The 19,236-nt window shown below is 45.2% G+C and carries 11 protein-coding genes; 6 read left to right on the top strand and 5 right to left on the bottom strand.

Annotated features, from left to right (window positions below):
* Positions 1–83: 83 nt before the first annotated feature.
* The 4 genes from ebgA to ygjK all read left to right on the top strand — a co-directional run bounded on the left by ebgA (position 84) and on the right by ygjK (position 7,753).
* Positions 84–3,176 (top strand): beta-galactosidase subunit alpha, encoded by a 3,093-nt coding sequence (gene ebgA / locus AAFX28_RS11840; protein ID WP_408687887.1) that lies wholly within the window; start codon positions 84–86, stop codon positions 3,174–3,176.
* A gap of 3 nt (positions 3,177–3,179) precedes the next feature.
* Positions 3,180–3,632 carry a beta-galactosidase subunit beta gene (locus tag AAFX28_RS11835; RefSeq protein WP_408687885.1) on the top strand — a complete coding sequence of 151 codons (453 nt, stop codon included), beginning with the start codon at positions 3,180–3,182 and terminating at the stop codon, positions 3,630–3,632.
* A gap of 116 nt (positions 3,633–3,748) precedes the next feature.
* Complete coding sequence (locus AAFX28_RS11830; RefSeq protein ID WP_408687883.1) at positions 3,749–5,182, top strand: amino acid permease; 1,434 nt, start codon at positions 3,749–3,751, stop codon at positions 5,180–5,182.
* Between the two features lie 192 nt (positions 5,183–5,374).
* Positions 5,375–7,753 (top strand): alpha-glucosidase, encoded by a 2,379-nt coding sequence (gene ygjK / locus AAFX28_RS11825; RefSeq protein WP_408687882.1) that lies wholly within the window; start codon positions 5,375–5,377, stop codon positions 7,751–7,753.
* 59 nt (positions 7,754–7,812) lie between these two features.
* On the opposite strand, the gene AAFX28_RS11820 is transcribed toward ygjK, so the two are convergent.
* From AAFX28_RS11820 to AAFX28_RS11800, 5 genes are all read right to left on the bottom strand, one after another.
* Entirely contained in the window at positions 7,813–9,936 is a 2,124-nt protein-coding gene (locus AAFX28_RS11820; RefSeq protein ID WP_408687880.1) for an alpha-galactosidase, read from the bottom strand.
* 10 nt (positions 9,937–9,946) lie between these two features.
* Entirely contained in the window at positions 9,947–13,054 is a 3,108-nt protein-coding gene (locus AAFX28_RS11815; RefSeq protein ID WP_408687879.1) for a beta-galactosidase, read from the bottom strand.
* 145 nt (positions 13,055–13,199) lie between these two features.
* On the bottom strand, positions 13,200–14,426 hold the full coding sequence (locus AAFX28_RS11810) for an ABC transporter substrate-binding protein (protein WP_408687877.1): 1,227 nt from the start codon (positions 14,424–14,426) through the stop codon (positions 13,200–13,202).
* A 109-nt stretch (positions 14,427–14,535) separates the two neighbouring features.
* Complete coding sequence (locus tag AAFX28_RS11805; RefSeq protein ID WP_408687875.1) at positions 14,536–15,387, bottom strand: carbohydrate ABC transporter permease; 852 nt, start codon at positions 15,385–15,387, stop codon at positions 14,536–14,538.
* Positions 15,387–16,307 (bottom strand): carbohydrate ABC transporter permease, encoded by a 921-nt coding sequence (locus AAFX28_RS11800; RefSeq protein ID WP_408687874.1) that lies wholly within the window; start codon positions 16,305–16,307, stop codon positions 15,387–15,389. Before AAFX28_RS11800 ends, AAFX28_RS11805 begins: the two co-directional genes overlap by 1 nt.
* Positions 16,308–16,648: 341 nt before the next feature.
* Here AAFX28_RS11800 and AAFX28_RS11795 point away from each other — a divergent pair, with 341 nt between their 5' ends.
* Both AAFX28_RS11795 and AAFX28_RS11790 read left to right on the top strand, forming a co-directional pair.
* Entirely contained in the window at positions 16,649–17,731 is a 1,083-nt protein-coding gene (locus AAFX28_RS11795) for an ABC transporter ATP-binding protein (RefSeq protein WP_408687872.1), read from the top strand.
* Between the two features lie 118 nt (positions 17,732–17,849).
* Positions 17,850–19,235, top strand: a complete 1,386-nt coding sequence (locus AAFX28_RS11790) for an O-antigen ligase family protein (RefSeq protein ID WP_408687870.1) — start codon at positions 17,850–17,852, stop codon at positions 19,233–19,235.
* Position 19,236: the final 1 nt, after the last annotated feature.

Here is a 19,236-nt window from a genome sequence, read left to right as displayed (position 1 = left end):
ACTTTTACTAATATATTTCCCAGATGCTCATTGAGCTGCATTTTGATTAGAACGTCGGCATCGCTAGCCGAGGGAGAATAAACGTGAACAACTGGGAAAACTTCCTTCACCTACATGAGAACCGTATGGCACCACGTGCTTACTTCTTCTCATACGACTCAGTTAAGACAGCCCAAACTTTTCAGCGTGAGCTAAGTAGCCACTTTATGCTGTTAAGCGGTCAATGGAACTTCAACTACTTCACCAACCCTATTTTGGTTCCTGAAGAGTTTTATTCACAAAAAATGGAACAGTGGGGCCAAATTACGGTTCCAAACATGTGGCAAATGGAAGGCCACGGCGACCTTCAGTACACAGATGAAGGTTTCCCATTCCCAATTGATGTTCCGTTTGTGCCAACGGATAACCCAACTGGTGCTTACCAACGAACTTTCACTCTCGGTGAAAACTGGAACGATAAGCAGACCATCATCAAATTCGACGGTGTTGAGACTTACTTTGAAGTGTATGTAAACGGAGAGTACGTTGGCTTCAGTAAAGGTAGCCGCCTTACTGCTGAGTTCGATATTTCTAAGTTTGTTCAGCAAGGCGATAACCTGCTTTCTATCCGCGTAATGCAGTGGGCTGATTCTACTTACATCGAAGACCAAGATATGTGGTGGACTGCGGGCATCTTCCGTGACGTTTACCTAGTGGGTAAAGAGCAAGTTCACGTTCAAGATCTGGCTGTTCGTACCGATTTTGCTGACGACTACGTTGCTGCAACACTGTCTTGCCAAGTTGAACTGGAAAACCTATCAACAATGCAAGCCTCTGGTTACGCTCTTGAATACGCACTTATCGATCAAGGTCAGGTTGTTGCAAAAGGCTCATGTGACAACTTGACCGTCGACAACAATGCGCAAACAAACTTTGCAATTGAAATGGCAAACCCAATTCACTGGACCGCTGAAAACCCATACCTTTACCAACTTGTCTTAACTTTAAAGGACAACCTTGGCAATGTGCTTGAAATCATCCCACAACGTGTTGGCTTCCGTGACATCAAAGTCCGTGACGGTTTGTTCTACATTAACAACCAATACGTAATGTTACACGGGGTAAACCGCCACGATAACGATCACCTAAAAGGTCGCGCAGTGGGTATGGATCGCGTTGAAAAAGACATCGTGCTAATGAAACAGCACAATATCAACTCTGTCCGTACTGCTCACTACCCAAATGATCCTCGCTTCTACGAGCTATGTGATATCTACGGCCTATTCGTAATGGCTGAGACAGATGTAGAAACCCACGGCTTTGCTAACGTAGGCGATCTGGACCGCATCACTAATGATGCAGCATGGGAAGCCGTATTTGTCGACCGTGCAGAACGTCATGTTCACGCTCAGAAAAACCACCCTTCAATCATCATGTGGTCATTGGGTAATGAAAGTGGTCACGGCTGCAATATCCGCTCTATGTACGATGCAACCAAAGCTATCGACGACACGCGTTTGGTGCACTATGAAGAAGACCGTGATGCGGAAGTGGTTGATGTTATCTCTACCATGTACTCACGCGCTCAACTGATGAATTACTTTGGTGAGTTCCCGCACGAGAAACCACGCATCATCTGTGAATATGCTCATGCAATGGGTAACGGTCCTGGTGGTTTAACGGAGTACCAAAATGTGTTCTACAAACACGACCACATTCAAGGCCATTACGTTTGGGAATGGTGTGACCACGGCATTCTAGCACGTGATGAAAAAGGCGAGACATTCTACAAGTATGGTGGTGACTACGGTGACTACCCGAACAACTACAACTTCTGTATGGATGGTCTAGTCTACCCAGATCAAACACCTGGTCCAGGTTTAAAAGAATACAAGCAAGTGATTGCACCAGTGAAGATTCGTGCGGTTGACGAGCAAGCTGGTAAGTTCCTAGTTGAGAACAAACTGTGGTTCACAGACCTAAGTGACTACACCATCACGGCAGATATTCGCGCTGAAGGTGAGACACTACGTAGCGTTCAGTTCAAAGTCGAAAACCTAGCGGCAAACTCAGAGCGTGAAATTGAAATCGCAATCCCTGAGCTTGATGAACGTGAAGTATTTATTAACTTCACTGTACGTAAAGACTCTCGCACTCTGTACAGCGCAGCGAACCACGACATCGCAATTTACCAGTACCAACTAAAACAAAGCACTGCCACTGAAAAGGCATTTGTAAATCGCAACGCGACTGAACTTAATATTGAAGAGAGCCGCCTTGCCTACCTTATTAAAGGTAACAACTTCGCGCTGAACTTCTCGAAAGTAAACGGCAAGCTAACCTCATGGCTAGTCAATGGCGAAGAACTTATTAAGTCTGAGCCTAAACTAAACTTCTTCAAGCCGATGATCGATAACCATAAGCAAGAACATGATGGTTACTGGGAGCCTGCACACCTGCAAATCATGCAAGAGCACTTCCGTACACTCGACGTTGAGCAAGTGGATGGCAAAATCGAAATCACCACCACCAGCATTATTGCGCCACCAGTATTTGATTTCGGTATGCGTTGTGAATATCGCTACCAAATCAATGCCGAAGGCCAACTGAATATCGAATTAAGCGGTGAACGCTACGGTGACTATCCACACGTGATACCAGTTATTGGTTTAGACCTAGGTATCAACGGTGATTTTGACCAAGTTAAATACTACGGTCGCGGCCCAGAAGAGAACTACCAAGACAGTAAACAGGCAAACATGATCGATGTTTACCAAAGCACAGTTGCTGACATGTTCGAAAACTACCCATTCCCGCAAAACAACGGCAACCGTCAGCACGTTCGCTGGGCAGCTCTGACCAACCGTAACGGTACGGGTCTATTAGTGAAACCTCAACAGGAACTGAACTTCAGCGCATGGTTCTACACCAACCAAAATCTACACGAAGCTCAACACACTATTGAGTTAGAGAAGAGTGGCTACATCACCCTAAACCTTGACCACAAACTAATGGGGCTGGGCTCAAACTCTTGGGGTAGTGAAGTGCTCGACTCTTACCGTGTATACATGGACGAGTTCCGTTACGGCTTAACCTTGATGCCACTACAAGCAGGTGACTGCAATGCCCAAGCATTGGCAGCGCATGACTTTGGCAACGCGTTCTTTACAACTTCAACATCAGCAAACGAGGCATAACCCATGATCGTGTTAGAGAGCTTAGAGCAGTTCAAAGTAGTTTACCGCGATGGTCGTAAATGGAATCGCTGTGTAGAAGCCATTGAGAATATTGGCAATATCAAAGGTGGCGTCATGCACTCCATCGGTGATTCACTCGCTTACATGATTGAAGACGGCATTGCCCGCAATACAGAAACCTTTGAAGGCCACCGCCGCTACTTCGATGTGCACTACTACCTTGAAGGCCGCGAAACGGTTGAGTTTGCAGACAAATCTCAGCTAGAGCTGGTTGAAGGCTACCGTGATGAAACCGACCGTGAATACCTAATTGGTAACGGTGAAAAACGCGAACTTTGTGAAGGCCAAGTCGCTATCTTCGACAACAGCAAGGCCTACCGTTTCCATGGCGACAACCGAGTCCGCAAGGTTGTGCTTAAGGTCACAATTGAAGACGGTTATTTCTTAAACAAATAACACATCTATCAGTTACCAGATAAAATACGGGCCGGACATAAGGATCTGGCCCATCGAAATAAAAAGCTTCAATACACAGTTTGAAGCAACCATATTCAGTGAAACCGGAGGACATTATGTCTGAATCTGTACGCGGTAAGTTAGGCAAATTCGCCCTACTATCCATGACGTTTGCGGCGGTATTTAACGTTCGTAACATCGTCAATAACAACATCGAACTGGGCTTAAGCTCGGCACCCATCTTTTTGTTAGCAACCCTTGTCTACTTTATCCCGTTCGTATTTATCATCGCAGAGTTCGTATCTGCGAATAAAAACTCAGAATCTGGTATGTACGACTGGTTAAAAAAACCACTAGGTACTAAGGCTGCTTACCTTGGTTCATTCCTATACTGGTTTGTTAACCTATTCTGGTTTGTATCTCTACTGCCAAACGTAATTGCCTACGCATCTTACGCTATGCTGGGTTACGAGTACGCCTTCTCTCCTATGGTGACGTCTGCTATTTCAATTGTTCTGTTTGCTGCAGCAACTCACATCTCGACTAAAGGTGCATCTTGGTTGGGCAAAATATCTGAGATCGTTGCTTACGGTGTATTCGCTCTATTCGCAATCTACGTTATAGGCGCATTCATGGCACTAGGTGGTAACCATGAGCCTGTACAACCAATCACACTAGAAGCAATGACCCCGACTATTAACTGGGCAACACTAGGTATTATGTGTTGGATCTTCCAAGCTGCCGGCGGTGCGGAAACAGCAGCGGCATACCTAAACGATGTTAAAGGCGGCCACAAGTCATTCATCAAGGTAATCATCGGCGCAGGTATCGCTATCGGCTCTATGTACGCACTTGGTTCACTACTAGTAAACGTATTCGTTGCTCGTGAAGACCTAACGTACGCTGGTGGTATGGTTGAAATCTTCACTGGTATGGCTCAGTACTTCAACATCTCTGAAGGTTTAGTCGGTCGCTTTGTCGGTATCGTACTATTCGTTGCGATGTTTGGCTCTATGATGATGTGGACAGCTGCACCAGTTAAAATTCACTTCTCTGAAATTCCAAAAGGCGTTTACGGCGAGAAGACAACTGAGCTTAACGAACACGGCGTTCCAGTTCGTGCGGCATGGTGGCAGTTTGCGTTCGTATTCGTAATGCTAATTGTGAATGGCTTCGGTTCTGAATCTGTACAAGAGATGATGAACACTGCAATCAACCTGACAGCCGGTACAGCAATGCTTCCACCAATCTTCATCATGGCTGCGTACTTCGTATTCCGTCTGAAGCATGATGACACGCCACGTGATTTCCGCATGGGCACACGTAAGCAAGGTATGGGTGTAGTATCTGTTCTAATCACTATCTTCGTGGTAAGTATGACAGCATCAGCATTCCCAACAGGTGTTGACCTGGTTCAAGCCTTCTTCATCAACGTATTTATGACAGCTGTATTCTCTGGCCTAGCGTGGTGGTGGATCTCTCGCTTTGAGAAGAAGCAAGCACTGAAAGAGACTCAAGCACCAGAAGCTAAACCAGCAACTCAAGCTTAAGTTACTCATTCCCTCTATGACCAATTGGGCACTTCTATAGTGCCCTTTTTTACGTCTAAATCTCTCAATAATAAATAAGTAAAGTTTTACTAAATTAAGATCACACTTTTACCCAACCATTATTACTCAACAGTATGTAGAGCGATAAAATAGCCTCAACAAATATGAGGTCTGCCATTAAAGGAACCCGAAATGACCCTACGTAAAACACTTCTAGCTCTTGCTGTCGGCTCTAGCCTCGCACTCGCAGGTTGTAGCTCTACCCAACACTCAGATCATGATCTACAAGCCAATGAGTTTAAAAATATCATCGACCGCACTGGTTCTCCTGAATACATGCGTGACTACGATTTTGATGACCATCAGCGCTTTAATCCATTTTTTGACAACGGTGCATGGCACGGTCACCTGTTACCTGATGGTCCTGAAGGTATGGGGGGATTTCCAGGTACCGCACTGCTTACTGAAGAATACATCAACTTTATGGCCAACAACTTTGACCGCCTGAGCGTGTTCAAACAAGGTCAAAAAGTTGAGTTTGAAATGGAGGCTTACAGTCTTCCTGGGGCATTGGTACAAACACTCACAGCAGACGATGTGACGGTAGAAATGACACTACGATTTGCAACAAATCGTACCTCGCTACTTGAAACTAAGATTACTTCCGATGAACCACTTAAGTTAGTGTGGGATGGCGAACTGCTTGAAAAATACCATGCAAAAGAAGGCACAGCACAATCCGATAAGACCATCGACCAAGCTTACCCAGACTATAATCGCAAACTAGTTGCGACTGACGACGGCATAACAGTTACGTTTGGTAAAGTCAGAGCGACTTGGTCACTACTGACCTCTGGCGATTCAGAATACCAGATCCATAAATCGATCCCGACAGACACAAAGATCGACGGCCATACGTTTACTTCAACCGCGAACGTTGAAAGCTCAACGACCTTCTACACCACTTATTCTCACGTATTGACCGCAGAAGAAAACCAAGCAGAGCAAGTGAAAATTGCTGATGTTCTGGCCAACCCACACAAATACTTACAAGCCTCAGAGCAACGCTGGGAAACATATCTCGAGCGTGGCTTGACTAATCCCAACGCCACACCCGCTCAAGAACGCGTTGCAGTAAAAGCAATGGAGACCCTCAATGGTAACTGGCGCGGTGTAGCCGGCGCGATGAAGTTTGATTCGGTCACCCCATCTGTTACTGCTCGTTGGTTCTCAGGCAACCAAACATGGCCTTGGGATACCTGGAAACAAGCCTATGCGATGGCACACTTCAACCCTGAGGTTGCCAAAGATAATATTCGCGCGATGTTTGCGTACCAAATTCAAGCAGATGATGCCGTGCGTCCTTGGGATGAAGGTTACGTACCAGATCTACTAGCATACAACTTAAGTCCAGAACGCGGTAGCGACGGTGGCAACTGGAACGAGCGTAATACAAAACCAAGTCTTGCGGCCTGGTCAGTGATGGAGGTGTATAAAACCACGGGTGATAAGGCGTGGCTAGAGGAGATGTACCCTAAGCTGGTTGCCTATCATAACTGGTGGCTTCGTAACCGTGACCATAATGGTAATGGTGTTCCTGAATACGGCGCAGCGCGTGACAAAGCCCACAATACACCGAGTGGCCAAATGCTGTTTACCGTTAAACGTGGCGAGTCAGAACAAACGTTTTCTGGCCTTGAACAGTACAACGAGATCATCAAAAACGGTCACTACGATCATATTGAGATTCCAGCCCAAACCGCAGCTTCATGGGAATCAGGCCGTGATGATGCCGCTGTCTTTGGTTTCATTGATGCAGACCAGCTAGAGCAGTATGTTGCCAATGGTGGAAAACGCAGCGATTGGGATGTAGCCTTTGCCCAAAATCGCTCACAAAATGGCACTCTACTTGGTTATTCATTGATGCAAGAGTCTGTCGATCAGGCAAGCTATATGTTTAGTGACAACCAATATCTTGCTGAAATGGCGACTATTCTTGGTAAAGATGAAGAAGCAAAAGCGTTTACAGAGAAAGCTGACAAACTGGCGAACTACATCAACACCTGTATGTTCGATGAAAGCACTGGTTTCTTCTATGACATCCGTATCGAAAGTAAACCACTGGCTAATGGCTGTGCGGGTAAACCAATCGTAGAACGTGGTAAAGGCCCTGAAGGTTGGTCGCCACTATTCAACGGTGCGGCGACTCAAGAACATGCTGACGCCGTGGTCAAAGTGATGAAAGACACTCAAGAGTTTAACTCATACGTGCCACTGGGTACGGCTGCACTTTCAAGCCCAGCCTTTGGTCCAGACATCTACTGGCGTGGCCGTGTATGGGTAGACCAACTTTACTTTGGCCTAAAAGGCATGGAAAAGTACGGTTACCGAGATGAAGCTGTAGAAATGGCCACGAACTTCTTCAACCATGCCGACGGCTTGGTTCAAGATGGTCCTATCCGTGAAAACTACAACCCACTCACCGGTGCACAACAAGGCGCGCCTAACTTCTCATGGAGTGCGGCTCACCTATACATGCTGTACAACGACTTCTTTACTGATAGCGAGTAACTTTACTCATTCAGACATGATCACAAACAAAGGGCTAAGTCTACGCTTAGCCCTTATTGCTAGTTATTTTCAACTTCTGTGATGCTGATTAACATACATGACTCTGGGTCTAAAATCGGCAAACTCAATCCAAGTGTCATTAACCATTCACCTGTCACTATTAACTGCCCCTCATCCCACCAACTTTCACTGGTTTTCATCAATTGCTTACTCGACTGCGGATAATCCACCAGCGTCACTTTATAACAAGCTGAACGGTCGAGGTTTTCGAGCAGTAGTGGTTCTGGTAACGCATAATCTGGCATCGCCAACTGACACACAGTTACTACCGATTGTTGAGCTTTTGTCACCCCATAGGCCAAACGTGTTTTATCACTAGAATCAAGGTAGAAACTCTGCCCAGAATGAAGCAGTTCTCGGTACTGTTTATGCAGAGCGATATACTTAGCAAACGCCTGTTTCTCATCCTCAGTCTCTTTCACCGGATCAAGCTCCACACCCATATGACCATTTAATGCCGTTAAGCCTCGCAAGTTAATATCATGCGTTCTTCGAGTAGTATGGCTATGATATGGCCCAATATGTGCTCCCATCACTTCTGGCGGGAAAAAGATCCCCATGTGTTTTTGGATGGTCTGACGCTCTAATGCGTCGTTACAGTCGGATGTCCAAAAGCGATAAGTGCGTTTTAATATTTCATAATCAACACGACCACCACCGGAAGAGCAGGACTCAATCTCGACGTTAGGATGCGCAGCAACCAACTTGTCGATTAGGCGATACAGCGCCAGTGTTTGCCCATGAACGGAACCTCGTCCTTGATGAGTAGGTTGGACGAGCTCGCGGTTCATATCCCACTTTACATAACCAATATTGTTCTCTGCCAGTAACGTATCTAAGCAGTGATACAGATAATCAAAGCAGTCTGAGTTTTGTAGATTTAAGACATATTGGTATCGTCCTGTTGGTTGCTCATACCCTTCGGCAGCGAGTAACCAGTCTGGATGTTCTCGGAAAAGGTCAGAGTCAGGGTTAACCATTTCAGGCTCGACCCAAATGCCAAATTCCATACCCAATGAGTTAACATGGTCAATTATAGGTTGTAGACCATTCGGGTATTTAGCGGTATCCAACGACCAGTCGCCCAAGGACGATTTATCATCGTTACGTCCTTTAAACCAGCCATCATCAATAATAAAACGCTCTACACCGATCGCCGCAGCCTGTGTCGCCATTTGGCATATATACTCGGGATCATGGTCAAAATAGATCCCCTCCCAAGTATTGAGATGAACGGGCCTTACTTTTCGTGAGTCAAACGACAACACTTGCTCTCGCACATAGCGATGGAAAGTCTGACGAATACCATTAATACCTTTTGGACTATAGGTAGCTAAAAGCTCTGGCGTGGTATAGCACTTACCTTGAGCAAGTATCACTTCACCGGGAATCAGCCACTCTCCCGCTTGCAGTAAACGTCTACCATCACTTTTTACATCAGCGCGCCATTGATGGTTACCACTCCAAGCAAGATGGAAACCCCAAACTTCTCCCTGTTGCTCACTAAAATTGGAGCTACCCAGCAGGCAACCAGGGAAATATTCATGAGAGGTACGGCCTCGGCGGTTCTCAACTACCCACGAACCATGCTCAATCGTCTGGCGGTGCGCTTGGAACTCTCGGCTCCAACGACCATGATAACTCTCAAGCTCTTGTGCCCGACGTGGTACTGGCAAGGTCAAAGCAAGTTTGTTTAACGTATATTCCTGCTTCGCTAAATTGGTCAACGTGATTTGCTTGCTGAGCGTCCCTGACAAATCTAAATTCAAACGTATCAACAGTGACAGCTGAGCCGTACCATCTTGACACAGTATTTCAACTTGATTGCCTTGTTGGGTATGCGAAAGGTATTCAAGCCTTGGCATACTTGCTAGCCCATTACGATGGCCTTCAATCCCCGACGACCCGAAACTGCCCCGTCCGAGTTCAGGACACAAAGTTAAAGGAACATCATGATCCAAACGCGCCTGCGGAACTGCTCTGCGCTGACTTAGTTCCAATTGTTCAAACTGATTCGACTTGAGTTCGGCAATACGCTTTCCCCAATAGAGTAGCTCTGGCGCTGGAAACAATTTGATAATCACAGAGACAGTGTGACTGTGAAGCTGAATAAATTGGCTCATCAATTGACTCCTACACATTGAAACTTAAGGTAACTTGATAGCGATAACGTCGCTCACTCAACTGATACTCTTTATGCACACTTGGTGTCCAAGAGTCATCGCCACCGACGCCCATATGGAAGCCATCGATACGAACAAAGATTGCGTCTTGTTTGGTCAATTCATTAGTGTGTTTTGCTGCCGCCAGATTAGACTGACTAAACTCACTGACCGCAAAATGGAAGTCCCCTTTAATGGTCAACTCACCAACCTGAGCCTCACTCACATCACAACGCAACCCGTTATCTGATGGGAAAATGTAGTTGGTGTGCATTTGCTGAACCGAAGATTGGTAACGACCAATATGAGCCGAATCTTTTCTGTCTGGGTAGTTTTCATGAGGACCTCGACCAAACCAACTGACTGGCTCTCGATGGTCATGCCTATCATGATCAAAAAGCGCCACTTCAAGACCAATACGCGGCAATGGTGACAGTCCATGAGCTAACTCCACATCAACATCAACCGATACTTCACCATCTTGACTAATCAGGTAACTCCATGTGGACACAAGTAAGGTCGCTCCTGCTTGTAGGTATGCTAAACGACACTCAACTTTGAGACCATTCTTGTGTTCAAACCACTCAAAATCAATCGCTTCACGCTTCAGGTTTGCTAGGTCAATCCCTTGCCAACGGGCAAACCATGAGTTGGGGTCGAGCTTATCTGCCTCACTGGTTCCAATATCATTATCTAGCGGGGCTCGGTAGAAATTGTCCAGAATCGGTTGTGATAGCTTTTCATTGTCGTTAACCAACCAGCTTGAGATAGCGCCAATTGTCTTATCGAATTCAATAGCAAAAAGATCACTGTAGACCAAAAGCTTTTCAGGGCTATCAGAAACATTAGCTTTCCACTGCTCCTTGGTATTTGGCAAAACAATATGCGGCTGTACTTTCAATTCAAACTGCTCACTTGCTGTCACATGCCCAGCCTTTGCCCATAACGTATTTTTGTTCAGGACAACTTCGATATTAAGATGGTAGCGAGCACCGACTTTCTTTCTTGGGGTACTGTTTTCGATACGAAATTCAACGCTGTTTTGACTCTCCACTAGCAACTCAACCACACCAAAATCAATCGCATTGCCATCTTCTAATAGAGTCCAATGAAAAGACTCCCCTTCACTCGAGGTAAACAAGTTTTCACTAGTGACCTTTACCGTTAAAGGTGACTGTTCAATCAACTCAAATTGATAATACTGCTGCGCTTTTTTCACTTCATACAGCCCTGGATGGGGCGAACGATCAGGAAAAACTAATCCATTAATACAGAACTGACGATCGTTAATCTCATCACCAAAGTCGCCGCCGTATGCCCAGAAGTGCTCTCCTTGCTCATCAACTTTGCTCAGCCCTTGATCGACCCAATCCCAAATGAAGCCACCTTGTAGCCTTGGGTTATCTCGAAATGCTCGCCAGTAGTTGGTGAAGCTACCTAAGCTATTTCCCATCGCATGTGCGTACTCGCATAGAATTAATGGTCGCTGCTCATTGGGTAAAGCGATAGACTTTTTGATACCCACACGAGGGGTCACCTCAGGTTGATGCGCCACCACAGGCAAGTCCCAATCGACACGTGCGTACATAGGGCAAATAATATCGGTCGCAGCCGTCATTGCACCGCCCCCCTCGTATTGAATCGGCCTTGATGGATCTCTCTGTTTGACCCATTGATACATTGCATGATGATTATTACCAATGCCTGACTCATTCCCTAATGACCAAATGATTACTGAGGAGTGGTTTTTGTCGCGCTCAACCAATCGTGTCATTCGGCGCATGTAAGCATTTAACCACTCACTGTCATCAGACAATCGACACATAGGAAACTGACCATGAGTTTCAATGTTAGCTTCATCCACTAGGTACAAGCCATACTCATCACAAAGCTGATACCAAAGTGGATGATTGGGATAATGGGCAGTACGTACTGCATTGAAGTTATTCTGTTTGAGTAGTTTGATGTCGCCAATCATGCCTTCGCGAGTCATCACATGGCCCAACTCAGGGTGATGTTCATGGCGGTTCACACCACGAATCAAAAGAGGTTGCCCATTCAATTTGAGTTGCCCTTGGCTAATCTCCACCTGTCGAAAACCCACAGAGTAAGCTTCACAATCGAGCAGTTCGCTTTGATCATCAATCACGCTCACGACTACGCGATATAAGTACGGGGATTCAGCACTCCACTTTTTCGGCTCTGATACAGCTATATTGTGATTGACCTTATCGCACCAAGCTCCCTTTTCATCGACAAACTCAATGCCAGGTTGTGCGAGCTGTTCTGCGATGAGTTTCTGCTCACTATCATAAAGTGCAACTTTCACCTGGTAAGGTAAATTCTTTTTCGAAAGCGTAGTGGTAACATTCAAGTGGGCATCTCGATAACTGCTATCGAGAAGAGTCGTCACCTCAACATCGCGGATATGGATACAAGGCTTACTCGTCAATGTGACATCGCGAAAAATACCACTGAGCCACCACATGTCTTGATCTTCTAGGTAAGAGCCATCACTCCAACGCAGTACCATCACAGTTAGCTGATTTTCTCCCTCACGAAGTGTTTTGCTCAAATCAAATTCCGCCGCAAGTCTGGAATCCTGTGAGTAACCAACCCATGAACCATTGCACCATAAATGGAAAGCGCTATTCACCCCATCAAAGGTTATTGTTGTCTGTTGACCGTTAGGGAAGTAATCAAAGCTCAGGCGATAGACGCCAGTCGGATTCTCATTGGGCACCATGGGAGGTGTATCCGCAAAGGGGTACTTCACATTGGTATAGATTGGCTTATCAAAGCCTTGGCATTGCCAGTTACTTGGTACCTCAATCGTACTCCAATTGCTGTCATCAAAACTTTCACGAATACACTCTTCTGGCACAGACTCTGGTCTATCAAATAAGGAGAATTGCCAACAACCATTGAGACAAAGTTGGTTATTCGACTCAGTTTGATGTAAAGCAGAGTGCTCACTATGGTAAGCATGAAGAGGAGCATGAGCTGACAGCACATTATGGTGGACCACATGTTGGCTTTCCCACTCGCGCGCCGCCATGATTTGGGCAAAAGTTCTCATCACAGCACCTTTATTGATTAGGCTTTGCAGTAAAGAGAGCGCACCTTCCGCCTAGATTTAGGAGTAAGTTGCGCTCTGAAAGGATACCAATCTTTATCTTTCCAACTACGTAATGACTCTTACTGACAAAGATCGGTAGTTCATATTACTTAAACGTACGTTGACGCACTTTCTCTAGTTTTTTCAGAATCTTATCGATACGTTCAGGCTTAACCATAAACTCTTGGAACCCTTTCATACCTTCTTTAGCCATTGCAGGATCGGTATCACGATCGTAGAACTGAGCAGTACCTTGTGCTTCAGCAAGCATAGTTACGCCTTTGTTCAAGAATGGGTCGTTTGCGGCTTTAGCTTTGTTGTTCGTTGGAATCTGTAGGATAGACTCGTTAATCAACTGCTGAATTTCAGCCTGAGCGACGAATTCTAAGAAGCGACGTGCATCTTCTTTATTTTTCGCTTTAGCAGGAATATGGATGGTATCCATTGGTGCATCTTCTGCCATTGGAACTGCAGGATCGATCACTGGGAATTGGAAGAAGCCCATCTTATCTTTGATATCTTCAGGGAAGTTAGGCGTGATGAAGTTACCAATGAGATACATTGCTGCCTTGCCGTTGTATAGGAATGGCTGCGCTTCTTGCCATGAATAAGATGCGTGGTTATCGAGGAAGTAACCTGGTTCAACAAGCTCCGCCCAGTTAGCAAACGTCTTCTTCACACGATCATCGGTATAAGGGATTTTGCCGTCCATAAGATCAATGTGAAAACCTAGACCATTGGTACGTAAGTTAATGTAATCAAACCAACCCGCTGCAGTCCAAAGATACTTAGTACCGATGGTAAACGGTGCCACGTTGTTCTCTTTAAGTGTTGCGGATGCAGATTTCAACTCTTCCCATGTTTTTGGCTCAGCGATCCCGTATTTATCAAACAAGTCTTTGCGGTAGTAAACACCCCATTGGTAGTAAGTGTAAGGCACACCATATTGCTTGCCATTAACCGTCATCGCAGGTGCTGCTGCTGCAAAATCTTGGGTCATATTCTGTTCAGCCCAAATATCGCTTACATCTTCCAGTAAACCACGATCAACGAACGTTTTCATTCGGTTACCCGCATACCAGAAAACCACATCCGGTGGTGATGTCACCAACCAGTTACGTATCGTTGTTTTGTACGCTTCTTTATCGTAGAGGTTGTATTCAACAGTAATATCAGGGTTAGCCGCCTCAAAGCGTTTTACAATTTCTTGCCAAGCCGCTTTCGGCGCAGGGTCAGCTTGGTCAGAGTTAATAACCAAAGTGCCAGCCCAAGCTGAGGTAGACAGAGTTGCCCCGAGAATTGCGGAAGCAGCAAGATGTTTCACGTATTTCATATTCAGGTCCTTGTTTGTGAGCATCGGCTCATGGGTCCAATTGTTGTTTTTATAAACTTACCTAAAAGAGCGAGTCAGCACGGGAGCAGTATGGCTGACTCACTGAAAATTAACCTTTTGTCGCACCAAGCGTTAAGCCTGCAATGAAGTGACGCTGCATCGTGAAGAACAACACCACCGGAGGAATTGCCGCAACGATGGCACCCGCCGAGATAAACTGCCATGACGCCAACCACTGACCTTTCAGTGAACTCAGGCCTGCAGTCACAGGGCGAACTTCATCACTTTGAACAAGCACTAATGCCCAGAAATAGTCATTCCAGATGAAAGTGAAGACCAATACCGACAACGCAGCTAGTGCAGGGCGAACCAAAGGCAACACGACATGCCAGAAAATCTTCCATTCTGTGACACCTTCCACTCGAGCAGCCTCAATCAACGCATCAGGAATACCAACAATGAAGTTACGCATAAAGAGCGTACAGAAGCCGGCTTGGAAAGCGACATGGAAAAAGATAAGTGCCCAGTGTGAGTCGTATAAGCCAAAGCTAATCGTTAGGTCACGAACAGGAATCATCAAGATCTGAAACGGGACAAAGTTACCAGCGATAAACATCGCAAAAATCCAAATATTGGCTTTAAACTTGTACTTAGCGAGCGCAAATCCTGCCAATGTTGATAGGGCAACTGCACCGGCCACTGCTGGTAGAGTAATCAGTAAGCTATTGATTAAGTACTCACCCATGGAGGTTGACGTGAATACTTGGGTGTAGTTTTCAATAAACTTAAATTCTGTCGGCCATCCCCAGTAGTTACCTGTGTTGATATCTTCAATACCACGTACAGAAGTCATCATCACTGCGATCAATGGTAGCAGCCACATCACAATGGAAATTGGCAACGCAACTCGGTAGCTGATGTTGGCAAAGCGTCCTGCTTTTTGAATCGGTTGTGGGTACATTATTTTTCACTCCTCAACATACGCCATAAGAAGTAAGCGATATACACATCCATGATGAGGAACAACACAACAGACACTGAAGCGCCATAGCCCATACGGTAGTTAAAAATTGATTCTTCATACATTTGGTAGGCAAGTACGGTTGAACTGCCCCACGGGCCACCAGCCGTCATGGTTGCAACTAGGTCAAAGGAACGCAGCGCACCGATCACCGTCACGACGATGGCAATGAAAGTGGCAGGTCTTAGCTGAGGGATAACGACATACCAAAGCATGCGCCATTTCTTTGCACCATCAAGTCGAGCAGCTTCAATTTGCTCAGGGTCAAGGTTATTTAAGCCTGTGAGATACAAGATCATGCAGTATGAAATTTGTGGCCATAAACCTGCCGCAATAATCCCATACGTGACGTAGTCTTCATCAGCAAGAATAGAGATAGGGTCAGCGCCAAACGCGCCAAGCAGCATATTGAATAGGCCAAATGAAGGGTCATAAAACCAAGCAAACACTAAACCGACAACCACTTGAGAAATAACAAATGGGAAGAAGAATAGAGATTTAACAACTCGAATGCCTTTGACCTGTTGGTTAAGAAAAAGCGCAATCGCCAAACCAATTGGCGGGGCCAACATAAAGAAGACTAACCAGAGGGTATTGTTCTTTAATGATGTGTAGAACGCCTCTGAATCAAACAGCTCACGATAGTTGTCCAACCCCACCCACGTTTTCTCGCCGAGGCCATCCCACTCAAAGAAACTCAGCCAAATACTGTCTAGTATTGGATAAATCACATAAATAGAAAAAATGGCCATGGCAGGAGCTAGAAATAGCCATGGTGAGAGCTTTGCGCTTACCCGAGCTTTTCGTCTCGCTGAGGGTAGACGGTTTTCTGGGTATATCGTTTTCACAGATTGCTCCATTTTGTGTGACTCCTTGTCACATCCTTCAGATTTATATAATCCAACCCACTTTTAAAAAAGTAGACGAAAACAGGCCGAAAGATGAAGTTTTGTCTAATCTATGTTCACATATTAATAATCCTGATGATTTAATACACTCTAACAAATCAATTTTGTAAACGTTTCCACAAAACTGGGGAATTTTCGTTAATTAACCATGATCGGGATCAACTATTGAATTACAACTGGTAACAAAATCATCTCAAACGCGTATGTTTTATGGACAAAGCGAAATCAAGAGTTATCAATCGAACATATTTCGCTCATGAAATGAGTTTTTCGCCATGTGGCAAGGAGTAAATATGGCTGACATCAGCTTAAAGCAGGTCATCAAACGTTACGGTGACGTACAAACTATTCACGGTGTTGATTTAGAAATAGAGAATGGTGAGTTTGTGGTTTTTGTCGGCCCGTCTGGCTGTGGCAAATCAACGCTATTACGACTTGTTGCTGGCCTTGAAGAAATAAGTGATGGAGAGATCCACATCGATCAACAACTGGTTAATGATGTCGACCCTGCTGAACGCGGCGTTGCGATGGTCTTTCAATCTTACGCTCTCTACCCGCATATGACGGTTGAAGAGAACATGGGATTTGGCCTGAAAATGAATGGACACCCGAAAGAGCTTATCGAAAAACAAGTCCATAGCGCTGCGAAAACACTCCAACTTGACCATTTATTGAAGCGTAAACCCAAAGAGCTCTCTGGCGGCCAGCGTCAACGTGTAGCGATTGGCCGTGCCATTGTTCGAAACCCAAAAGTATTCCTGTTTGATGAGCCTCTTTCCAACTTAGATGCTGAACTTCGTGTCGATATGCGCCTCCAAATCGCCAAGTTACATCAAGATCTGCAAAACACAATGATCTACGTAACACACGACCAAGTTGAAGCCATGACATTAGCTGACAAGATAGTTGTGCTTCGTGATGGCCGCGTTGAACAAGTTGGTTCTCCGCTTGAACTGTATCACCGCCCTCAAAATGAATTTGTTGCAGGTTTTATTGGCTCTCCTAAAATGAACTTCATTCCTACTAAGGTGGAAGTCTCCAGCGATCAGACACTCACAGTCGTCAGTGAAGATGGCACCCTATTCTCACTCCCTGCGGTTAAGCAACCACTTCCATCAGGTTCAGAAATTACACTCGGTATTCGTCCCGAGCATCTAGAAATTGGCCTGTCGAGTGATGTGCAATTTGAGTTTCAGAGTGAAGTTGTCGAGCGATTGGGCAACAGCACTTATATGTTTGGTCAAGCATGTGGAGTAGACGGCTTTAAAGTTCACCTTCCAGGCGATCAGGAAGTGACAAAATTCCAGAAAATGTCACTCAGTTGCAAAGCGTCGGACTGTCACTTATTTGATAGTGATGGATTGAGAGTCGGGTAAACCACTGTTTGAAAAATTCAGAAAGCTGTCAAATGGCAGCTTTTTTTATTGTTTCAAGGGCGTGCTCTGAAAACTCTCCTAAACTAGATAAAGGTCAATATAAACAGATAGATGCTGTATGAAGGAAAACCCCTCTCCATTCGCTGCTTTACTCATACTCAGCTTACTTGGACTGCTTGTGTTTTCGTTCAACTTATTTATTCCTCGTCATGAACCTTTTCTACTCTACGACAGCAAGCGATTATTTATCATTTTGATCTTATCGCTATCCATGCTTCTTTGCTGTTTTTCTAAACAAACCTCAATTGCAATTCATTATGAATACAAGCACCTTCAAACTCACAACCGCATTCTGTTGATTACTTTTTTAGTGTTCACATTATTGGCAACTGCTTTCGGAAAGTATCAACCCGCCGCAACACTTCAGCTGCTATATATGCTGGGTCTTTTTATTCTAGCCGTGCAACTTAAACAAACCATATACTCGCAAAAGCTAAGAGTTTTGCAGTATTTGATGTGGATGAGTGTGTTTCTAATGCTCAGTGTTTTTGCTGGTTACTGGACTTGGTTAGCTCATGGGTTGCCAGTCAATATTCATTCGATGTTTGGTTTTGTCAACGCACGCTTTATCAACCAAATACATGTTTGGTTGGTCATCCCTATCGCCTATTTAGCGCTGATTAAACTGCGTAGAAAGCAACGTTCTTGGCCAGAGCGACTGCTATTAGTTTTGTGCTTCACCGTTATCGTCGCCACAGACGCCAGAGGCGAGGCTATATCAGTCATTGGAGCCTTTGTATTACTAATGGTGATTAATCACTCAAATCGCCATTTTTGGTGGCGGCTACTGTGGCAAAGTACAATTGCGGGTATTACTCTCAAATTGCTGATTCTATCTCCTATGCCTAGCTTTATTCTAGGTATTCCAGCAGAGTGGCACACTATCCGAACAGGCAGCTCTGGCCGAGTTCAAATTTGGCTCGAAACCTGGGAGATGAGCACATTCTGGGGACACGGTGCCGATGCATTTGTTTGTGACAGCGAAGTATTTGGCCGACCACATAACTTTCTATTGAACATACTCGTTCACTGGGGAGTTATACCTGCTATCGCTTTTATTGGCGCCGGTTTTTCTATTCTTTACCAACTACCTAAAGTCCAAAAACTGTCCACGTTAGTATTTGGCGTATCACTGTTGTCTGGGTTGGCTTATAGTTTAGTATCCGGCGTTTTAGACTCACCACTCAGTCAATTACTCGCGGTTATCTCGTTCGCACTTTACTGGGCTCATATCGCCCAAAGGATACCAAAAAATAGACAAATCCTCCCATTAGGCTTACCTCATCGCGTTACATTATGTGTGCTCTCTATTCTCATATTGAGTGCCATCAATTATCGAAGTTACCAGCGATTTGCCAATTATCCAACGTTAGAACAGGGGGATGTTCCCAAAACACAATTCTGGCTAGGTTATAACTGTATCGAAACTCCATTGAAGCCTTGAG

Origin of the sequence: Vibrio sp. TBV020, assembly GCF_046056895.1 — a bacterium.
Taxonomy (GTDB): Bacteria; Pseudomonadota; Gammaproteobacteria; order Enterobacterales; family Vibrionaceae; genus Vibrio.
The sequence above is the reverse complement of the archived record's forward strand: the minus strand, read 5'-3'. Positions and strand labels throughout refer to the sequence as shown.